Origin of the sequence: Streptomyces sp. NPDC050508 (assembly GCF_040655155.1) — a bacterium.
Taxonomy (GTDB): Bacteria; Actinomycetota; Actinomycetes; order Streptomycetales; family Streptomycetaceae; genus Streptomyces.
Window position 1 is genome coordinate 253,852 of record NZ_JBFAJJ010000001.1, and the last position, 19,655, is coordinate 273,506.

General features: G+C 69.3%; 18 protein-coding genes. 11 read left to right on the forward strand and 7 right to left on the reverse strand.

Translation table 11 applies throughout. The features are described from left to right. Positions 1-335 precede the first annotated feature (335 nt). Both AB0I69_RS01175 and AB0I69_RS01180 read right to left on the reverse strand, forming a co-directional pair. Positions 336-1,049, reverse strand: a complete 714-nt coding sequence (locus AB0I69_RS01175) for a hypothetical protein (protein ID WP_363093360.1) — start codon at positions 1,047-1,049, stop codon at positions 336-338. 31 nt (positions 1,050-1,080) lie between these two features. After that, the gene (locus AB0I69_RS01180; protein ID WP_363093361.1) at positions 1,081-2,145 is read right to left on the reverse strand and encodes a LacI family DNA-binding transcriptional regulator; all 1,065 of its coding nucleotides are present in this window, start codon (positions 2,143-2,145) and stop codon (positions 1,081-1,083) included. 178 nt (positions 2,146-2,323) lie between these two features. On the opposite strand from AB0I69_RS01180, the gene AB0I69_RS01185 reads away from it, so the two are divergent. Then, a complete protein-coding gene (locus AB0I69_RS01185) occupies positions 2,324-3,277 on the forward strand; it encodes an ROK family protein (RefSeq protein WP_363093362.1) in 954 nt (317 codons plus the stop codon). 78 nt (positions 3,278-3,355) lie between these two features. On the opposite strand, the gene AB0I69_RS01190 is transcribed toward AB0I69_RS01185, so the two are convergent. Continuing rightward, positions 3,356-5,377, reverse strand: a complete 2,022-nt coding sequence (locus AB0I69_RS01190) for an NPCBM/NEW2 domain-containing protein (protein WP_363093363.1) — start codon at positions 5,375-5,377, stop codon at positions 3,356-3,358. 187 nt (positions 5,378-5,564) lie between these two features. On the opposite strand from AB0I69_RS01190, the gene AB0I69_RS01195 reads away from it, so the two are divergent. From AB0I69_RS01195 to AB0I69_RS01230, 8 genes are all read left to right on the forward strand, one after another. Further along, a complete protein-coding gene (locus AB0I69_RS01195) occupies positions 5,565-6,536 on the forward strand; it encodes a TIGR01777 family oxidoreductase (RefSeq protein WP_363093364.1) in 972 nt (323 codons plus the stop codon). Between the two features lie 30 nt (positions 6,537-6,566). Next, positions 6,567-6,761 carry a hypothetical protein gene (locus AB0I69_RS01200; protein WP_363093365.1) on the forward strand — a complete coding sequence of 65 codons (195 nt, stop codon included), beginning with the start codon at positions 6,567-6,569 and terminating at the stop codon, positions 6,759-6,761. Positions 6,762-6,904: 143 nt separating this feature from the next. After that, on the forward strand, positions 6,905-7,945 hold the full coding sequence (locus AB0I69_RS01205) for an NUDIX domain-containing protein (protein WP_363093366.1): 1,041 nt from the start codon (positions 6,905-6,907) through the stop codon (positions 7,943-7,945). 250 nt (positions 7,946-8,195) lie between these two features. Further along, the gene (locus AB0I69_RS01210) at positions 8,196-10,013 is read left to right on the forward strand and encodes an ABC transporter family substrate-binding protein (RefSeq protein ID WP_363093367.1); all 1,818 of its coding nucleotides are present in this window, start codon (positions 8,196-8,198) and stop codon (positions 10,011-10,013) included. Between the two features lie 121 nt (positions 10,014-10,134). Then, on the forward strand, positions 10,135-11,121 hold the full coding sequence (locus AB0I69_RS01215) for an ABC transporter permease (protein ID WP_363093368.1): 987 nt from the start codon (positions 10,135-10,137) through the stop codon (positions 11,119-11,121). Continuing rightward, positions 11,114-12,034 carry an ABC transporter permease gene (locus AB0I69_RS01220; protein ID WP_363093369.1) on the forward strand — a complete coding sequence of 307 codons (921 nt, stop codon included), beginning with the start codon at positions 11,114-11,116 and terminating at the stop codon, positions 12,032-12,034. Before AB0I69_RS01215 ends, AB0I69_RS01220 begins: the two co-directional genes overlap by 8 nt. After that, positions 12,031-13,149, forward strand: coding sequence for an ABC transporter ATP-binding protein (locus AB0I69_RS01225; protein WP_363093370.1), 1,119 nt, complete (start codon positions 12,031-12,033; stop codon positions 13,147-13,149). Before AB0I69_RS01220 ends, AB0I69_RS01225 begins: the two co-directional genes overlap by 4 nt. Further along, positions 13,146-14,216 (forward strand): oligopeptide/dipeptide ABC transporter ATP-binding protein, encoded by a 1,071-nt coding sequence (locus tag AB0I69_RS01230; protein WP_363093371.1) that lies wholly within the window; start codon positions 13,146-13,148, stop codon positions 14,214-14,216. The genes AB0I69_RS01225 and AB0I69_RS01230 overlap by 4 nt, the downstream gene beginning before the upstream one ends. Here AB0I69_RS01230 and AB0I69_RS01235 read toward each other — a convergent pair. Genes AB0I69_RS01235 through AB0I69_RS01245 form a run of 3 tightly spaced genes read right to left on the reverse strand, consistent with a single transcriptional unit; the run spans position 14,189 to position 16,919 of the window. Further along, positions 14,189-15,244: a protein kinase family protein gene (locus AB0I69_RS01235; RefSeq protein WP_363093372.1), complete on the reverse strand. Its 1,056-nt coding sequence runs from the start codon at positions 15,242-15,244 to the stop codon at positions 14,189-14,191. The two genes, AB0I69_RS01230 and AB0I69_RS01235, sit on opposite strands and share 28 nt — an antisense overlap. Before the next feature lie 14 nt (positions 15,245-15,258). After that, entirely contained in the window at positions 15,259-15,555 is a 297-nt protein-coding gene (locus AB0I69_RS01240) for a DUF1905 domain-containing protein (protein ID WP_363093374.1), read from the reverse strand. An 8-nt stretch (positions 15,556-15,563) separates the two neighbouring features. After that, positions 15,564-16,919 (reverse strand): dipeptidase, encoded by a 1,356-nt coding sequence (locus AB0I69_RS01245; protein WP_363093376.1) that lies wholly within the window; start codon positions 16,917-16,919, stop codon positions 15,564-15,566. 132 nt (positions 16,920-17,051) lie between these two features. Between AB0I69_RS01245 and AB0I69_RS01250 the strand changes: the two genes are divergently transcribed. Further along, positions 17,052-18,311 (forward strand): geranylgeranyl reductase family protein, encoded by a 1,260-nt coding sequence (locus tag AB0I69_RS01250; RefSeq protein WP_363093377.1) that lies wholly within the window; start codon positions 17,052-17,054, stop codon positions 18,309-18,311. Here the strand turns inward: AB0I69_RS01250 and AB0I69_RS01255 are convergent. Next, positions 18,301-18,750 carry a nitroreductase family deazaflavin-dependent oxidoreductase gene (locus AB0I69_RS01255; RefSeq protein WP_019065153.1) on the reverse strand — a complete coding sequence of 150 codons (450 nt, stop codon included), beginning with the start codon at positions 18,748-18,750 and terminating at the stop codon, positions 18,301-18,303. The two genes, AB0I69_RS01250 and AB0I69_RS01255, sit on opposite strands and share 11 nt — an antisense overlap. A gap of 167 nt (positions 18,751-18,917) precedes the next feature. On the opposite strand from AB0I69_RS01255, the gene AB0I69_RS01260 reads away from it, so the two are divergent. After that, positions 18,918-19,610, forward strand: a complete 693-nt coding sequence (locus AB0I69_RS01260) for a TetR/AcrR family transcriptional regulator (protein WP_363093378.1) — start codon at positions 18,918-18,920, stop codon at positions 19,608-19,610. Positions 19,611-19,655: the final 45 nt, after the last annotated feature.

A 19,655-nucleotide genomic window follows, 5' to 3' on the forward strand; every position in this document is an offset into this window, starting at 1 on the left:
CTCCCGGAACTGTCGGAATTCCCGGAGTCGCTCGCACGAGGTGACGGTGGTGGACAACGTCCCATCCGCAGACGCGGATCGGCAGAAGCAGGGCACCATCGTGGTGTCCAGGGCACCGGACAGACCCTGCGCTTCGACTTGCCGGCCGGACCTCTGCGCCCCCGGTGGTGAGCCGTCCGAGGCGCTGAGCGCCGTGACCGTGGGCACAGCCGACTACATCGCGCTCCAGCAGACCGACGAGCCGATGGAGGCGGCCGGGGCTCCCCCTCGGCCCCGCCGACGCGACCTCACGAACGCAATGCCAACGACGTGCACGAGGCGCGCGCAATCGTCGCTCACCGTTCCAGGCCCGACGCCGTCACCAGCCCCTCCTCCCGGAACAGCCTCGTACCCCGCTCGCACAACTCCCGGTCCCCGCGCGCCCGTTCGCAGAACTCCTCCGGTGTTCGCCCGAACAGCGCCCTCAACGCCGCCGAGCTACCCAGCAGTTCGGTGAGCAGCGCCCGCTCGCCCGGGTGTCGACGCGGCACGCCCGTGCCGTCGTGCAGGACGCCATGCCGGTTGACGTAGACGTACGCGCCTCGCAGCAACGTCCCGGAGTCCGGCTCCAAACGGAACTCGGGCCCGACCAACCACATCCGGTCGTACGCCCCCTCGCTCGCGTCCACCACCGCGAGCTGTCGCGCGTCGAACCACGTCATGAACAACTCCCGTACGACCCCCGGTGCCTTGACGGGGGACGCCGACACGTACCCCACGCGGCTCACATGCGCGGAGACGCCGACATCGATACCCGTGACGCGTGTCTTCAGCATCGGGACGGGGGACGTGATCCCGAACTCGGCCATCTTGTGGCGCAGTTGGCCGGGGCAGGCGTTGGAGCCGATGGCGAGTACCGGGGTGCGGTTCTCGTACGTGACGTGGTCGTCGAGGGGCAACAGCCGGTCTCCGACGAGGAGTCCGGACGTGTAGGGCCACGCACCCGGGTAGGTGAGGGGATACTCGCGCGGCGCCCGAGCCAGCCCCAGTGCCTCCAGCGTACGGTCCACGTGGTCATCCACCCGGTCGTTCACGCGGCGCTCAGTCCGTCGGCGGCAGCTCGCCCGAGCCCCGGGTGATCAACCGGGTCGGCAGCTCGATCCGCTCCGGAGCGATCAGCGTGCCGTCCAGCTGGCGGAAGAGACGGTCGGCGGCCGTACGGCCGAGGGTCGCCGCGTCCTGGGCGACGACGGTCACGCCCGGCTGGAGCAGGTCGGCGAGTTCGAAGTCGTCGAAGCCGACGAGGGCGATCCGGCGGGACTGTTCGGCGAGGACCCGGACGACGGTGACCGTCACACGGTTGTTGCCGGCGAAGATCGCGGTGACGGGGGAGGGGCCGGTCAGCATCTCCTCGGCCGCCCGGCGCACCCGGACGGGGTCCGTCACACCGAGGGACATCCAGGCGTCCTCGACCGCTATGCCCGCGTCCTCCATGGCGGCCCGGTACCCGCGCAGTCGCTCGGCGGCCGTGTGGATGCGGGGCATGTCGCCGATGAAGCCGATGCGGCGGTGGCCGTGGGAGATCAGGTGGGTGACGCCGTCGCGTGCGCCGCCGTAGCTGTCGGACAGGACGACATCCGCGTCGATCTTCCCGGCCGGACGGTCCACGAACACGGTCGCCACACCCGCCTTGATCTCCGGCTCCAGGTAGCGGTGGTCGTCCCCGGCCGGGATCACCACCAGCCCGTCCACGCGCCGGGCGCACAGCGCGAGCACCAACTCCTGCTCGCGGTCCGGGTCTTCGGCGCTGGAGCCGTTGATGAGCAGGGCACCATGGGCGCGGGCGACCTCTTCGACGGCGCGGCTGAGCGGGCCGTAGAACGGGTCCGCGAGGTCCTCCAGGACGAGGCCGATGCTGGCCGTGCGGCCCTTGCGCAGGACGCGGGCGCTGTCGTTGCGGCGGAAGCCGAGGGCGTCGATGGCCTCCTGGACGCGGCGCTCGGTGTCCGGGGTGACGCCCGGCTCGCCGTTGACCACACGCGACACCGTTTTCAGGCCGACACCGGCGCGGGCGGCGACGTCCTTCATGGTCGGACGGTTGCCGTAGCGGTTCTCGGGGCGGCGGGCGGTCTCTGGCACGATGCGCTGTCCTGTCCTGTCGTCCACGGGGGATGCATAGGTCCATGGGTTTGTATGAGGATGTGGCGTCGAGCATAGAGCCTGGACAACGTTGTCATATGCGAGAGAGACTGTCCACCGATATCAACGGCCTGCGCCCCCACCGCGAGACCGGCCCAACTCACCTTCTGGTGGTTCTCATGTTTGACGGGGAGATCTGACACTGATGCACACCGACCTCGTGGCCGCGCTCGACATCGGCGGCACCAAGATCGCCGGGGCGCTGGTGGACGGCCACGGCAAGATCCTGGTGCGAGCACAGCGCCCGACGCCCTCGCAGGACGACGGCGACACCGTGATGCGAGCCGTGGAGGAGGTGCTCGCGGAGCTCACCGCATCGTCCTCGTGGTCCCGCGCGAGCGCCCTCGGCATCGGCAGCGCGGGTCCCGTGGACGCCTCCGCCGGCACCGTGAGCCCGGTCAACGTGCCCGGCTGGCGCGACTTTCCGCTGGTCGAGCGGGTGCGTGCGGCGGCCGGTGACCTGCCCGTCGAGCTGATCGGCGACGGCGTGGCGATCACGGCGGCCGAGCACTGGCAGGGCGCCGCGCGCGGGCACGCCAACGCGCTGTGCATGGTCGTCTCCACGGGAGTCGGGGGCGGCCTCGTCCTCAACGGGCAGTTGCATCCCGGGCCGACCGGCAACGCGGGCCACATCGGCCACATCAGCGTGGACCTGGACGGCGACGCCTGTCCGTGTGGTTCGCGCGGCTGCGTCGAGCGGATCGCCAGTGGTCCCAACATCGCCCGGCGGGCGGTCGAGGGCGGCTGGCGGCCGGGCCCCGACGGCGACGCCTCGGCCGCGGCCGTTGCCGCCGCCGCCCGTGCCGGTGACCCGATCGCCGTGGCCTCCTTCGAGCGGGCCGCGCAGGCCCTCGCCGCCGGTATCGCGGCCACCGCGACCCTCGTCGAGATCGACATCGCCGTGATCGGCGGGGGCGTCGGCAAGGCGGGCGACGTGCTGTTCACGCCGCTGCGCAAGGCGCTGAGCGACTACGCGACGCTGTCCTTCGTGCAGCGGCTGAAGGTGACGCCGGCTCAGATGGGCACGGACGCCGGGCTGGTGGGAGCGGCCGCGGCCGCGCTCGCCGGGCAGGCGAGCACGACCTCGGCCGGGGTGTGAGCAACCGAGCGGCCGAAACGTTCGTTCAGCGGCCTACGCACCGGTTCGGCACGTGGGTTCCGCCTTGTTCGGCGTTGCTCAGCACGTGAGTTGAGCGTCCGCCCAGTCCGCGTGGTCCGAGTCGATCCCGTCACCGCCGTCGGTGACGACGAGTCGGACCACCTGGGCGCCGGTCACGTCCGCCGTGATCGGCTGGGCGGGCATCGCGTTGGTGAGGACGCCGGTCGAGGCGACCTTCGTGCCGTCCGCCCAGATCTCGAAGGCGACGGTCCCGTTGGCGCCCTTCTCGTCGTCCACACCGACGTCCGCGGTGACCTTCTCGCACGCCTTCCCGGCGTAGTAGTCGACCTCGCTCTCGGCGTGCACACCGAGTCCCTTGGCGTACACCACTCCGCCGAGGGTGATCGGATGGCCGTCCCCCGCGGCACTCTCCCCGTTGCTGGTGTTGCGCTCAACGGGCCCCCATCCATTGGCCGTTGACATCCAGGGAAGGTCACCGAGGTAAGAGGTCCCCGCAGGGGGAGCGACCACCACGGACGCGGTGAACGGCAGGGTGTCGGTGACGCGCGTACCGCTCGGCGAGCGGTAACTCGCCTTGAGCGTCAGGTCGTACGGCCCCGTCGGCGTCCCCGCGGGAGCGGTGACCGTCCACTTCGTGCGCAGCGCCCGGCCCGTCCGTACGGCCTTCGCGGTCGTCGACGACTTGGCCCGCACCTTCCAGCCCGCGGGCCCGGTCAGGCTCACGGAGACCTGCTCGGCGGTCGTGCGGCCCAGGTCGGTGACCGTCGTCGTGAGCGGGGTCGGGGTCGCTGCTTGGACCAACGGGTCGCTGTCCAGGCCGAGTTCGACGGCGGGCGGGTTCTTCACCCAGTTCCGGTCGGCGGAGACCCGTACGAGGACCGTGCCGTGGGCCGGGACGGTCGCGGAGATCGCGCCCGCGGTGTTGTAGCTCTTGTGCTGCCACAGATCGCGCAGGGTGTAGGCGCGGGCGCCGGGGAGGCCGACGGCTGCCGCGGTGGTGGCGATGCGCTGGGCACCGGCAGATTCGTTGAACAGCGCGACCGTACGGCTGCCGTCCTGCATCTCCTTGGCGACGACCCAGCGTCCGCCCTCGGACGTGACAACGTTTCCCTGCTTGCCCAGCGGGTCCTGGTCGACCGCGATGACCTCCTTGTTGTCGAGGATGTCGAAGGTCGCGGGGGTCGCGGTGCGCAGGTCCGAACCGATGAGGAGCGGTGCGGCCATGATCGACCACATGGAGAAGTGCGAGCGGTACTCGGTGTCCGTCATGCCGCCGTTGCCGACCTCCAGCATGTCGGGGTCGTTCCAGTGCCCGGGTCCTGCGTACTGCGCGAGCGGCAGGTTCTGCTTGAGGATCGACAGCATCGAGCCCCAGTTGTCGCTGATGTCACCGGTCGTGCGCCACAGATGTCCGACGTCCGAGGCCCACTCCCAGGGCTTGTTCTCGCCCCACTCGCAGATGCTGAAGACAATGGGCCGGCCGGTCGCCTTCAGCGCGTCGCGCATGGTGTTGTAGCGCAACTTGGCGTCCACGCCTTGGTTGTTGCAGTTGTCGTACTTGAGATAGTCCACGCCCCAGTCGGCGAACTGCTGTGCGTCGCTGTACTCGTGGCCCAGGCCACCCGGGAATCCGGCGTCGTTGCACGTCTTCGTGCCGGCGCTGGTGTAGATGCCGAGCTTGAGCCCCTTGGAGTGCACGTAGTCCGCGACGGCCTTGATCCCGTGCGGGAAGCGGACCGGGTCGGGGACGAGCTTGCCGTCGGCGTCGCGGGACGGCAGGGCCCAGCAGTCGTCGAGGTTGACGTACTGGTAACCGGCCGCCTTGAGGCCCTTGTTGACGAAGATGTCCGCGATTCCCTCGACCATGGACTCGTTGAACTCGGCACGGCAGTTGGTCGAGTTCCAGTTGTTGAAGCCCATGGGCGGGGTGAGCGCCTGGCCGTCGGCCAGGGCGGGGGAGGCGGGGGTCTGCGCGGGGGCGGCGACGGCGGGCGCGGCGAGACCCGCCGTGCACAACAGCCCTGCGGCGAGCACTCCGACCACTCTTCGGCGGGTCGTGCGGGTGTGAGGTTGACGCATCGTTACGTTCCTCCGGACTCGCGAAAGATGGGATCACTTCCTGTGCATGTCATGTGCGCGATTACGTTAGGACGTGTCGGACTCTGTTGGAAGGGTTGCGTATTGGTTGTTCGATATTTCGCTGAATGGGTTTTGAACACGTTCAACTTTCTGCGTTAGGCTCACTCCGAACAGAAGGGGGAGCCCGGTGAAGATCGTCATTCCCGGTGGTACCGGACAGGTGGGCGCGGTCCTGGACCGCGCCCTGAGCGCGGCCGGTCACGAGGTCGTCATCCTGACCAGGCGGCCGACACGCGACCGCGAGGTGTGGTGGGACGGCGAGCACCTGGGCTCCTGGGCCCGCGAGATCGACGGCAGCGACGCCGTGCTCAACCTGGCGGGCCGCAGCGTCAGTTGCCGCTACACCCCCGCCAACCTGAAGGCCATGATGGACTCGCGCGTGCACTCCACCCGGGTCGTCGGCGAGGCCGTCGCCGCCGCGGCGAGTCCACCGCGCGTCTGGCTGCAGATGAGCACCGCCACCGTCTACGCCCACCGCTACGACGCCCCCAACGACGAGGCCACCGGCGTGCTCGGCGGCGCCGAACCCGACGTACCCGACTACTGGTCGTACAGCGTCGAGATCGCCAAGGCCTGGGAGCGCGCGCAGGAGCGCGCCGAGACCCCGCGCACCCGCAAGGTGGCGCTGCGTGCCGCCATGGTGATGAGCCCCGACCGCGGCGGCGTCTTCGACGTCCTGCTCGGGCTGGCCCGGCTGGGCCTCGGCGGTCCGGTCGCGGGCGGCGCCCAGTACGTCTCCTGGATCCACGACGAGGACTTCGTCCGCGCGGTCGAGTTCCTGCTCGACCGGGACGACATCGCCGGGCCGGTGAACCTCGCCGCCCCCGTTCCGCTGCCGCAGCGCGCCTTCATGCGCGTCCTGCGCGCCGCCCGGGGTGTCCCGGTGGGTCTGCCCGCCACGAAGTGGATGGCGGAGCTGGGCGCGTTCGCGCTGCGCTCGGACACCGAACTCCTGCTGAAGAGCCGACGGGTCGTCCCGGGACGGCTGCTGGCGGAAGGGTTCACCTTCGACCATCCGCAGTGGCCCGAGGCGGCCGTGGACCTCCTGCGACGGGCGCGGGACGGGGCGGCTTCCACCCCGCGGGCCGTTCGGGCGTGACCCCGGCGCGCTTCGTCAGTTGAACGGGGCATGAAGAAGCGCAGCATGCTGGCCATCGCCTCCCTCGCCACCGGTTTCGTCGTCGCCGCGATCACTCCGTCGCACTCCCACGACCACGACGTACTCGGTGATCTGAACGTCAAGGACACCGTGGGCGCCATGGATCACCTCGTCAGCGACGGCAGCTTCGCCGTCGACGAGGGTGCCCTGGGACAGAACAGCTGATACCCGTCGGAAGCGTGCGGCGCCGGTGCCTCGTCGGAGGGGGCACCGGCGCCGTCGTATGTGCCCTCTCACCTGGGGCTGGTTTCCGTGGCAGGGTGGAACGGGCAAGCCACAGGGGGCCAATAGAAGAGGGGGAACTGTCCGTGATCGTCTGGATCAACGGCGCGTTCGGTGCAGGAAAGTCCACCACCGCACGGGAACTGATCGACCTGATCCCGAACAGCACGTTCTTCGACCCCGAGATCATCGGCGGAGCACTCCCGAACCTGCTCCCGCCCAAGCACCTCGCGGAGGTCGGCGACTTCCAGGACCTGCCGATCTGGCGACGGCTCGTGATCGACACGGCCGCCGCCATGCTCGCGGAGCTCGGCGGGACCCTCGTCGTCCCGATGACCCTGCTGCGCCAGGAGTACCGCGACGAGATCTTCGGCGGCCTCGCGGCCCGCCGGGTCACGGTCCGGCATGTCCTCCTGGCTCCGGCGGAAACGATCCTGCGCGAGCGAATAGCAGGCCGGGAGGTCCCACCGGACCTCCCCGACGGCGAGATCCGGATGCGGCAGTGGGCGTACGACCACATCGAGCCGTACCGCGCCGCGCTCGCCTCCTGGCTCACCGCCGACGCGCACCTCGTCGACACCAGCGCGCTCACCCCGTACGAGACGGCCGCCCGGATCGCCGAGGCCGTCGGCAGCGGCACCGTGCCCGTCTGCGACATCGTGCAGACCCCGGAGCCCACCTCCGAGACCCTCGCGGCCGGTGTGCTGCTCTTCGACGAGCAGGACCGGGTCCTGCTCGTCGACCCCACCTACAAGGCCGGCTGGGAGTTCCCCGGCGGCGTCGTCGAACCCGGCGAGGCACCCGCCCGGGCCGGCATGCGCGAGGTCACCGAGGAGACCGGCATCGTCCTCGACGACGTACCCCGACTGCTAGTCGTGGACTGGGAACCGCCCGTGCCACCCGGCTACGGCGGTCTGCGCCTCCTCTTCGACGGGGGCCGGCTGGAGGCGGCCGAGGCCGATCGACTGCTGCTGCCAGGACCGGAGTTGCGCGGCTGGTGCTTCGCCACCGAACAGGAGGCCGCCGACCTGTTGCCGCCGGTCCGCTACGAGCGGTTGCGCTGGGCGCTGCGGGCCCGCGAGCGCGGGGCCGCGCTGTATCTGGAGGCGGGCGTACCGGTTGGCTGACGGCACGTCAATTTGCGGTCTGATCAACGATGTTGGAGGGGACTTTGCCTTTTCGGGGACGCGACCTGGCGATTTTGCGGGGTGCGGGTCATTCCGATAACAAAGCGAGGGCGAATTGTCGCCTTCCCGGTATGAACAAGAACGTGAAGAAGGTACATCGGACCTCTAACGTCTTTGCGCAGCTCAGTTCTCTCGCGGCCGCCGGCCGCCTTGACGGGACCGGACCTTTCGCCGGTCGAAGGAGAGGAACATGCGCGCGCCATCCTCGGCCCTCACCCGGGCCCTCACCCTCGCCGCCGGGCTCACCCTGGTGCTCTCCGCCTGCAGCAGCGGCGGCGGGGGCGGCGGCTCCAACAAGGGCAGCTCGGCCGGACTCACGTCCTGCAACACCGTGGGCAAGGCCAACACCTGCAACTCGGCCGCCACCAAGTCCGGCGGAACGTTCACCTATGTGCTGGAGAAGAACATCCAGCAGTGGAACGTCCAGGACGTCAACGGCAACACCTTCGAGAACGGGGAGGCCCTGGAGGTCGTCCTGCCGCAGGTGTTCGTACCCCAGCCCGACTTCACCGTCGCCCTCAACACCAACCTGGTGACCTCGGCGACGCAGACCAGCGTCAGCCCGCAGACCATCGTCTACAAGATCAATCCGAAGGCGGCGTGGAACGACGGCACGCCCATCACCGCCGACGACTTCATCTACTACTGGCGCACCAACAACGGCAAGGACTGCCCGCCGCCGCCCGCCAGCGACTCCACGCAGACCCACGGCTGTCTGCCGCAGAGCACCGCGGGCTACGACCGGATCAAGTCCCTCACCCCGTCCGACGGCGGCAAGACCTTCACCATGGTGATGACCAAGCCGTACTCCGACTGGAAGTCGCTGTTCGGCTCGGGTTATCCGCTCTACCCGGCCCACACCGCCGAGAAGGTCTCCGGTGCCAAGGCCGGTGACGCCGCCGCCATGACGGCCACTCAGATGGCGCAGGCCTGGCAGTACTTCCTGAAGACGCCGCCCACCAAGTACCCGACCGCGGGCGCCTACAAGATGCAGCAGTGGGTCGACAACGACCACGCCACCTATGTGCCCGACCCCAAGTGGTACGGCACGAAGAAGGCGACCCTCCAGCGGCTGATCTTCAAGGTGATCTCGGACGCCACCCAGGAGCCGACGGCCCTGAAGAACAACGAGGTCCAGGGCATCTATCCGCAGCCCGAGGTGGACCTCGTCAACCAGGTCAAGGACATTCCCGGCATCACTTACAACATCGGCAGCGGGCTGACCTGGGAGCACTTCGACCTCAACCTGCACGACCCGGTGATCGGCAAGTATCTGGCGCTGCGCCAGGCGATGTTCACGGCGATCAACATCAAGGACATCATCGCCAAGACGGTCGGCCAGTTCGATCCGGCCGTGAAGCCGCTCGGCAACCACAACTTCGTTCCCGGGCAGGCCGGTTACAAGGACGTGGTCACCGGTACCGGCCAGGGGTCGGGTGACCTGACCAAGGCGAAGAAGTACCTCACGGATGCCAAGTTCACCGGTGTGGGTACGGCGTTGAAGACGCCGGACGGCAAAGCCGTCGGACCCTTCAACTGCCGCTACACCACCGGCAACCAGATCCGGCAGAGCGAGTGCCAGATCCTGCAGAGCAACCTGGCGAGCCTCGGCATCAAGATCACCATCAAGCCGATCGGCGCCGCCGACCTCGGCACGGTCCTCGCCGGGCACCAGTACGACATCATCGTCTTCGCCTGGGTCGCACCGCCGTTCCCGAGCAGCGGTGCCCAGCAGAACTGGTTCACCGGCGGTGGCGGCAACTACGGCGGGTACAGCAACAAGACGGCCGACTCCCTGATCTCCCAGGCCATCGGTGAGACCGACGCGACGAAGGCCGCGGCGCTCCTCAACCAGGCCGACCAGCTCATGGTGAACGACGCCTACGTCCTGCCGCTCTACCAGAAGCCGACGTTCCTCGCCGTGCAGACGCGGTTCGTCAACATGCGGAACAACTCGTCGGTCGTGGGCCCCGCCTACAACACCGGCGAGTGGGGCCTGAAGAAGTAGCCCCACCGCCCGAGGAAGCAGTTCCACCGGCACGCCCGTCGAGCCCGGCCCCGGAGACACCGGGGCCGGGCCCCGACCACGGACGGCATCCCCGACCCGCCGGCCTCCGAGAGAAGACCGCATGCTCGCCTACACCGTGCGCCGCATCCTCGTCTCCATACCCGTCCTGATCATCTCGACGTTCATCGTGTTCCTGGTCGTCATCAACTCGGGCGACCCGGTGGCCAACTTCGCCACCTCACGGCAACCCGTGCCCAGCAAGGCGGCGGTGACCGCCTTCGCCCGGCACATCCACGCCAACCAGCCTGTCATGGAACGCTATTGGAACTGGATCACCGGCGTCCTGCACGGTGACTTCGGCCCGTCCGTGCAGGCCAACCTGAACATCGGGCACGACCTGTTCACCCGGTTCAAGGTGACCATCACCCTGGTCGCCGCCGCGATGATCCTCGCGCTGATCCTGGCCGTGGTGTTCGGCGTGTTCAGCGCCATCCGCCAGTACTCCGCCGCCGACTACACCATCACCTTCTTCGGCTTCCTGTTCCTCGCCATGCCGGTGTTCTGGTTCGCGGTGCTGCTCAAGCAGGCCGGGATCTGGTTCAACGAGAAGACCGGCAGCCAGTTCCTCGGCACCATCGGCGAGAAGTCGCCGTACCTCGAAGTCGACACCACCTGGAACCAGTTCACCGACCACGTGGGCCACCTCATCCTGCCCACCATCACCCTCGCCCTGGTCTCCTTCGCGTCCTGGACCCGCTACACCCGCGCCTCCATGCTGGAGGTCCTCAACAGCGACTACGTACGGCTCGCCCGCGCCAAGGGACTGCGCCGCGGCCGGGTCATGACGCGGCACGCCCTGCGCACCGCCCTCATCCCGCTTGCCACCGTCACCGCGCTCGACATCGCGATCATCCTGGGTGGCGCGGTGATCACGGAGACGATCTTCCAGTGGCACGGCATGGGCGAGATGCTGGTCCAGGCGGCGACCACCCTCGACGTCTACCGCACCATGGCCTGGCTCCTCCTCTCCGCCGTCGTCGTCATCGGCTTCAACCTCATCGCCGATCTGCTCTACGCCGTACTCGACCCGAGGATCCGCTATGACTGACATCGAGGCACCGGGGTCCGCGGGCACACAACTGCCGCCCGGCGACCCCGAGTTCACCGTACGGCAGCGCAGCCAGACCCAGTTGGTGCTGCGCCGTTTCGTGCGCCACCGGGCCGCGATGGTCAGCCTGGTCGTGTTCGTGCTGATCCTGCTGTGGGCGTTCATCGGCCCGCACCTGTGGCACTACTCGTACGAGAAGTACACCGAGGACAACTCCAAACCGCCGTCCTGGAAGCACCCCTTCGGCACCAACTCCTCGGGATACGACGCCTACGCACAGGTCATGCGTGGCACCCAGACTTCACTCAAGATCGCCATCATGATCGCGCTCGGCTCCACGCTGGTCGGTGCGATCTGGGGAGCCATCGCCGGCTTCTACCGGGGTGTCGTCGACGCGATCATGATGCGCATCGCCGATCTGGTGCTGACGCTGCCCCTGTTCGCCATCGCCCTGGTCATCTCCTCCCGCACCGGCGGCTCCTGGTACTGGATCGCGATCGTGATCGCCGGACTGACCTGGGCGTACGTGTCCCGGGTCGTGCGCTCGTCCGTACTGGCGCTGCGCGAGAAGGAGTTCATCGAGGCGGCGCGGGCGCTCGGTGCCTCGGACGCGCGGATCATCTTCCGGCATCTGCTGCCCAACGCCCTCGGCCCGATCATCGTCAACGCGACGATCCTGGTGGCGACCGGCATCCTCACCGAGACCGCGCTGTCCTTCCTCGGCTTCGGCGTCCAACCCCCCGACACCTCCCTGGGGTTGCTGGTCTCCCAGGCCCAGACGGCGGTCGACACCCGGCCCTGGCTCTTCTACATACCCGGCGCGTTCATCATCGCCATCGCGCTGACCATCAACTTCATCGGCGACGGACTGCGCGACGCCTTCGACCCCCGGCAGCAAAGGGTGCGACAGTGACGACCACGAGTCATGGAGTGCGCGAGGTCCCCGTCACGTCCGCGGTGCTCGAAGTCGAGGACCTCAGCGTGGAGTTCGGCACGGAGGACGGGACGGTACGGGCCGTCCGCGGCGTCGGCTACCGGCTCGACCGCGGGGAATCGCTCGGCATCGTCGGCGAGTCCGGGTCCGGGAAGTCCGTGACCGCCCTCGCCGTGATGGGGCTGCTGCCGAGCGGTGCCCGGGTGCGCGGCTCGGTCCGCTTCGAGGGCACGGAACTGCTCGGACTGTCCGACGCGCGCCTGTCCGACCTGCGCGGCAGCGGCATCGCGATGATCTTCCAGGACCCGATGACCTCCCTCAACCCCGTCTACGACGTGGGCTACCAGATCAGCGAGACTCTGCTCCGCCACAACCCCGAGATGAAGCACAAAGACGCCCGCAAACGCGCGATCGAACTCCTCGGCACGGTCGGCATCCCCAGCCCCGAACGGCGCGTCGACAGCTACCCGCACGAGATGTCGGGCGGCATGCGCCAGCGCGTCGTCATCGCCATCGCGATGGCCAACGACCCGGACGTGATCATCGCCGACGAGCCGACCACCGCCCTCGACGTCACCGTGCAGGCCCAGATCCTGGAAGCCCTGGAGACCGCCCGCGCCGAGACGGGCGCGGCGCTCGTCCTCATCACCCACGACCTGGGGGTGGTGGCCGGCCACACCGACCGGGTCGCGGTCATGTACGCGGGCCGGATAGTGGAGACCGGCTCCGTCGAGGACATCTTCTACACCCCGCGCATGCCCTACACCCTGGGCCTGCTCGGCTCCCTGCCCCGCCTGGACCGGGAGGAGGCACGTCTCACCCCCATCACCGGATCACCGCCGAGCCTGCTCAACCTGCCACCGGGCTGCCCCTTCGCCCCCCGCTGCCCGATGCGCCGGGACGTCTGCGACACGGACGAACCGGCCCTGCGCAGGGCCGGAGGCGACCTTCACCTCAGCGCCTGCCACTTCGCGGACGAACTCGTCGACACCGGTGCCGACCAGGTCTTCGACGCCGTCGGCGCGGACACCGAGGCCCTGGCCCGCTTCGCCGACGCGGCCCCCGCCACGAACCCCGAGGAGGACGCCGTATGACCGCGCCCGCGCAGGCCGTCACCCCCCTGCCGCCGCTGCCCGGCCACGGCGGCACCGGCGAACCGGTCCTCCAGGTACGGGACTTGGTCAAGCACTTCCCGGTGATGTCCAAGGGCGTCATCCGGCGCCGCGTGGGCGATGTGCACGCCGTGTGCGGGGTCTCGTTCGACCTCCACGAGAACGAAACCCTGGGCCTGGTGGGCGAGTCGGGCTCGGGCAAGACGACGATTTCCCGCACCGTCCTCGGCCTGGAACGGGCCACCTCGGGCCAGGTCCGCTACCGGGAGCACGAGCTCACCCAGCTGAGCAGACGTCAGATGCGGCCCCTGCGGCGGGAGTTGCAGATCGTATTCCAGGACCCTTACGCCTCCCTCGACCCGCGGATGACCGTCCACGAGATCGTCGCCGAACCCCTGCGCATCCACGGCCGGTACGGGCCCGGGGCCGGCGGCGAGGTGAGCGAACTCCTGCGTCTGGTCGGACTCAACCCCGAGCACGGCAACCGCTTCGCCCACGAGTTCTCCGGCGGCCAGCGCCAACGCATCGGTATCGCACGGGCGTTGGCCCTGCACCCGAAGGTGATCATCCTCGACGAGCCGGTGTCGGCCCTCGACGTGTCGATCCAGGCGGGCGTCCTCAACCTGCTGATGGACCTGCAGAGCGAACTGAGCCTGTCCTTCCTGTTCGTGGCCCACGACCTGTCGGTGATGCGACACGTGGCCGGCCGGGTGGCCGTCATGTACCTGGGGCGGCTGGTCGAAATCGCCCCGGCCCGACAGCTGTTCGCCCGCCCGGCCCACCCGTACACGCAGGCCCTGGTCTCGGCCATCCCGCTGCCCGACCCGCGCAAGGAACGCGCCCGGAAACGGATCACCATCCAGGGCGACGTCCCGAGCCCGGTCCGCCCGCCCAGCGGCTGCCGCTTCCGCACCCGCTGCCCCAAGTTCGCGAACCAACTCACCGACAGCGAACGGACGTCGTGCGTTGAGGAGATACCGGCGCTGGTGGACCGGGGTGGTGGCAATCCGGTCGCCTGTCACTACGCGGAGAGCGTGGAGTTGCTGTAGTCGAGGCCGAGTTGCTCGGCGGACGGGTATGGGGTCAGTCTGCTTTCGTCGCACAGACGGCGGTTGAAGTCGCCCACCGTCGCGCCGAGTTGGGCGTACCGGGAGATGAGTTCCGCGGCTGCCCCGGGGATGCCCTCGGGCCGCTTGCCGTCGACGCACGCCCGGATGAAGTCCTCGCGCTCGTCCCTGCCGTAGCCGTACTGGTCCACGACGAGCCAGTGCACCAGGTAGGAGAAGGCGTAGGCGCGGTCGTAGTGCCGGTGACGGTTGTAGAAGTCCTGTTCGTCCGCGGCGAGTTGGAAACGCGGGGAGAGGGCGAGGCCGTAGTCGGCGAGGAAGAGCTGCTGTCCGTCGGTGAGGATGTTCCTGAAGTGGACGTCGAAGTGCGTGAGTTGGTGCTCGCGGAGGAAGCCGGTGACGGTTTCGAGGCCCCGTTCCACCAGGGCGCAGGCGGTGTCGGCGTCGTCGGTGCGCAGTTGGGCGGAGAACCAGTCGTGGAGGGTGTGCGGCAGAAGTTCCATGAACAGCGTGAGACTCGCGGATGCCGTGCGCAGGGCCTCGATGTGCTCACGGCCGGTGCCCCAGTAGGCCACGTTCCGCTCCACGTCGGCGAGTTCGTCGGGCAGTGACTGTTCCGGGTCGGGCAGTACGCGCCAGTGGTGCAGCAGCGGAAAGCCCGGAAAGCGGCCGGAGAGCACCCAGTTGGTCGTCATCTCGTGGACGGCCAGGTCGCGCCAGACGCTGAAACCGGCGTTGGGGACGGCACCGATGCCGTAGTGGCAGTAGGCCGGCGCCCCGAACACGTTGGCCGTGGATCGCACGTTCTCCGGTCGCCGCTCCACATCGGTGAGCGGCATCCGCTTCACGAACACCTTTCTCCCGTCCACCTCGATCAGCACGGAGCGACCGCCGACGCTGGATCCCAACGGCGTGCCGGTCTCAACCAGTTCGGCGAGTTCGTGGTCGGAGAGCAGGGCGAGGGAGGTGGCGATGTCACTGTGGGCGACGAGGCGTGAGGTGCGGGACATGCCCCCATCCTCCTTCAGGCAGCGCCGAGCCGGACGGTCATCTCCACGGTCACTTCGTCGTCTGCGCCGAGACCGCCCGGCTTGCGCACCGCAGTCTTGAGCGGCAGCAGATAGCCGCCGTCCTTGGGGAAGAGCGACGTGCTGAACACCACCTCACCGATCCTGGCCTCGACCGGGATGACACCCCAGCCGTACGAGGCCAGGGCGGCGACCTCACGGATGTCCGCCGACTCCTCGTCCGGCACGGGGACGAAGTAGTACGGCGAGGGCCCGCGCCACTCGATCACCCGGCCGGTGAAGACGAACCGCATGGGCGCGCTCAGCTGCCCGCGTAGTTCTGCAGGAACAGCGCCTCCGCCACCGACAGCCGCTCCAACTCCTGCGGGGACACGCTCTCGTTCAGCGCGTGGATCCGGGCCTCCGGCTCGCTGAGGCCGATGAGGAGGATCTCCGCCTGCGGGTAGAGGGCCGCGAGGGTGTTGCACAGCGGGATGGAGCCGCCCTGGCCGGCGTACTGCATCTCCTGGCCCGGGTAGGCGACCGCCATCGCGTCGGCCATCGCCGTGTACGCAGGGCTGGTCGTGTCGGCGCTGAACGGCTGGCCCTGGCCGATCTGTTCGATGCGGACGTGGGCGCCCCACGGGGTGTGGGCCTCCAGGTGGGCCTGCAGCAGCTTGGTGGCCTCGGCCGCGTCGATGCCCGGCGGCACGCGGAGGCTGATCAGCGCGCGGGCGCCGGCCTGTACCGACGGGGTGGCGCCGACGACCGGCGGGCAGTCGATGCCGAGGACCGTGACGGCCGGACGCGCCCAGATACGGTCGGCGACCGAACCCGAACCGATCAACTCGACGCCGCTCAGCACCTTCGCGTCCTTGCGGAACTGCTCCTCCTCGTACGTCAGCCCGTCCCAGGACGACCGGGCGTCGAGCCCGTCGACCGTCGTCGAGCCGTCCTCGGCGCGCAGCGAGTCCAGTACGCGGATCAGCGCGGCCAGCGCGTCGGGCGCGGCGCCGCCGAACTGGCCCGAGTGCAGGTTGCCTTCGAGGGTGTCGACCCGCACACGCATCATGGTCATGCCGCGCAGGATGGAGGTGACCGTCGGCAGGCCGACCCGGAAGTTGCCCGCGTCGCCGATGATGATCGTGTCGGCCCGCAGGAGGTCGGGGTGTTCCTCGGCGTACCGCTCCAGACCGCCGGTGCCCTGCTCCTCCGAGCCCTCGGCGATCACCTTGACGTGCACCGGGACACCGCCGTTGGCCTTGAGGGCGCGCAGCGCGAGCAGATGCATGATCACGCCGCCCTTGCAGTCGGCGGTCCCGCGGCCGTACCAGCGGCCGTCGCGCTCGGTCAGTTCGAACGGCGGGCTCGTCCAGCCGGCCTCGTCCAGTGGCGGCTGCACGTCGTAGTGGGCGTACAGGAGAACGGTCTTGGCACCCTCCGGGCCGGGCAGGTAGCCGTAGACCGACTGGGTGCCGTCCGGGGTGTCGAGCAGGGCCACGTCCTGGAAACCCTCGGTGCGCAGGGCGTCGGCGACCCAGTTCGCGGCGCCCTCGCTCTCGCTCTTCGGGAACTGGTCGAAGTCCGCCACCGATCGGAAAGCCACCAGCTCGGTGAGCTCCGTCCTCGCCGTGGGCATCAGCGAGGCGACGGTCTCGGCGACCGGATTCGACGGCATGGGCACGCTCCTGGTGGGTGCGACGTTGTACGAATGATGCCGTCGATCCTCCCACAGCGGTCTGTGGCGATGTCCGCCGTAGGATGCGGGGGACAGGTGCGGCAGCGGCTTGATCGGGAGCAGTAGACCATCGTGAGCAGCGAGAACTCTTCGGCGGACGACGACCAGCGGGTGTGGGACGTCGTCGTGGTGGGCGCGGGACCCGCGGGGGCTTCGGCCGCCTATGCGGCGGCGGTCGCGGGACGGCGCGTGCTGTTGCTGGAGAAAGCCGAGCTGCCCCGCTACAAGACATGCGGCGGCGGCATCATCGGACCCTCACGCGACTCCCTCCCGCCCGGCTTCGACCTGCCGTTGAAGGACCGGGTGCACGCCATAACGTTCTCGAACAACGGGCGTTTCACGCGCACCCGCCGCTCCCGGCAGATGCTGTTCGGGCTGATCAACCGGCCCGAGTTCGACCAGCAGCTCGTCGAGCACGCCCAGAAGGCGGGCGCCGAGCTGCGTACGGGCGTCACGGTGACACGAGTCGAGCAGCACGGCTCCGCGGTGCCGGACCGGCGGACGGTCGCCGTGGTCCTCCAGGGCGGTGAGACGGTCCTCGCGCGGGCCGTCGTCGGCGCCGACGGCAGCGCCAGCCGCATAGGGGCGCACGTCGGGGTCAAGACCGACCAGGTGGACCTGGGCCTGGAGGCGGAGATCCCGGTGCCGGAGACGGTCGCCGAGGACTGGAAGGGGCGGGTGCTCATCGACTGGGGCCCGATGCCCGGGAGTTACGGCTGGGTCTTCCCCAAGGGTGACACGCTCACGGTCGGGGTGATCTCCGCGCGCGGTGAAGGCGCCGCGACCAAGCGGTACTTGGAGGACTTCATCGCCCGGCTCGGCCTCGCCGGCTTCGAACCGAGCATCTCCTCCGGGCACTTGACCCGCTGCCGGGCGGACGACTCGCCCTTGTCACGCGGGCGGGTGCTGGTGTGCGGAGACGCGGCGGGACTGTTGGAGCCGTGGACCCGTGAGGGCATCTCGTTCGCGCTGCGGTCGGGGCGGCTCGCGGGGGAGTGGGCGGTCCGGATCGCCGAGGCGCACGACGCCGTGGACACCCGCCGCCAGGCCCTGAACTACGCGTTCGCGATCAAGGCGGGGCTAGGCGTCGAGATGAGCGTCGGCAAGAGCATGCTGGCGATCTTCGAACGGCGCCCCGGCCTGTTCCACGCCGCCCTCACCGGCTTCCGGCCGGCCTGGAAGGCCTTCATGGACATCACCCGGGGCTCGACGACGCTGGGCGAACTCGTACGCAGCCATCCGATGGCGCAGCGCGCGCTGACCGCGATCGACCGCAGGAACGCGGAGCCCGTGGCGTCCGTGGAGCCCGAGGAGGGCGCGGTCAGCTCCTGACCGTGACGTGGAACACCGGGTGGTCGGGGGCGATCCGGCGCAGCTCGTCGTCGGAGGAGTCCGGGCCGACTCCTCCGAAGAACACCCCGACCTCGGCCTTCCACCGCTTGAGGTAGGCGCGCAGCAGCGGCACCTTGTCGTCGCCGGTGACCTCGGTCGCGGTGAACGCGTCGACCTTCTTGCCGAGCCGCAGCTCGCCGCCGCCCGCCGCCCGCATGTTGTGCGTCCACTGGACGTGCCCGCGCGGGGCCACGAGGTACTGCTGGCCGTCCACCGTCAGCAGGTTCACCGGGGTGGTCCGCCACTCGCCGCTCTTACGGCCGCGGACCGCCAGCACTCGTGAGCCCCACACGCTGAGACCGCGGCGGGTGAACCAGGCGACGGCGCGGTTGAAGACGTTCACGGTGAACCAGCCGGGCTTCTGGACGTGCGTGCTCATGACGACTCCTGGGTTTTGGAGAGCGCGGCTCGCTTTTGTGAGCACTGCTCTCGTTCTCGGGAACAGTCTGCATCCGCTGGGCGATCCAATGCAAGAGCGGTGCTCTCTTTTTTGTGCGCCGCTCTTGTTTGTGTGCGGTGCTCTGATTCCGTGCCACACTGGCTCGCATGAGCACCACACAAGGCGCCCGCGCCCGAGCCAGGATCGAGGTCACCGCGGCCATCAAGGACGAGGCGCGCAGACAGCTCGCCGCCGAGGGCGCCGCGAAGCTCTCGCTGCGCGCCGTGGCCCGTGAGCTGGGCATGGTGTCCTCCGCCCTGTACCGGTACTTCCCCAGCCGGGACGACCTGCTGACCGCTCTCATCATCGACGCGTACGACTCCGTCGGGGAGAGTGCGGAAGCGGCGCACTCCGGTGTCGTGGACGCGGGCCCGTTGCGGCGGTGGGTCGCTGTGTGCGAGGCGGTGCGGGGGTGGGCGCTTGCACATCCGCACGAGTACGCGTTGATCTACGGGTCGCCGGTGCCGGGGTACGTCGCCCCCGAGACCACCGTCCCGCCGGCCGCCCGTGTTGCCCTCCTGCTCATCGGCATCGCGCGTGACGCCCACCAGGCCGGTGCCCTGACCGAGCCTCCGTTGCCGGCCGATCTCCACCCCGAGGCGGAGCGTATGGTCGCGGATTTCGCCGGTGACCTTCCGCCCGCGGTGGCCGTGGCCCTGGTGGCTGCCTGGGCTGAGCTGTATGGACTGGTCAGCTTTGAGCTTTTCGGTCAGTTCCGGCGGGTGGTGGAGGATCGGGAGGCGTTCTTTCGGCATGCGGTACGACGGCTTGCGCTTGGGGTGGGGCTCGCGGACGTGTGAGTGTGCTGATGGATAGGTGGTTCGTTGGCTGCGAGCCGGTGGGGG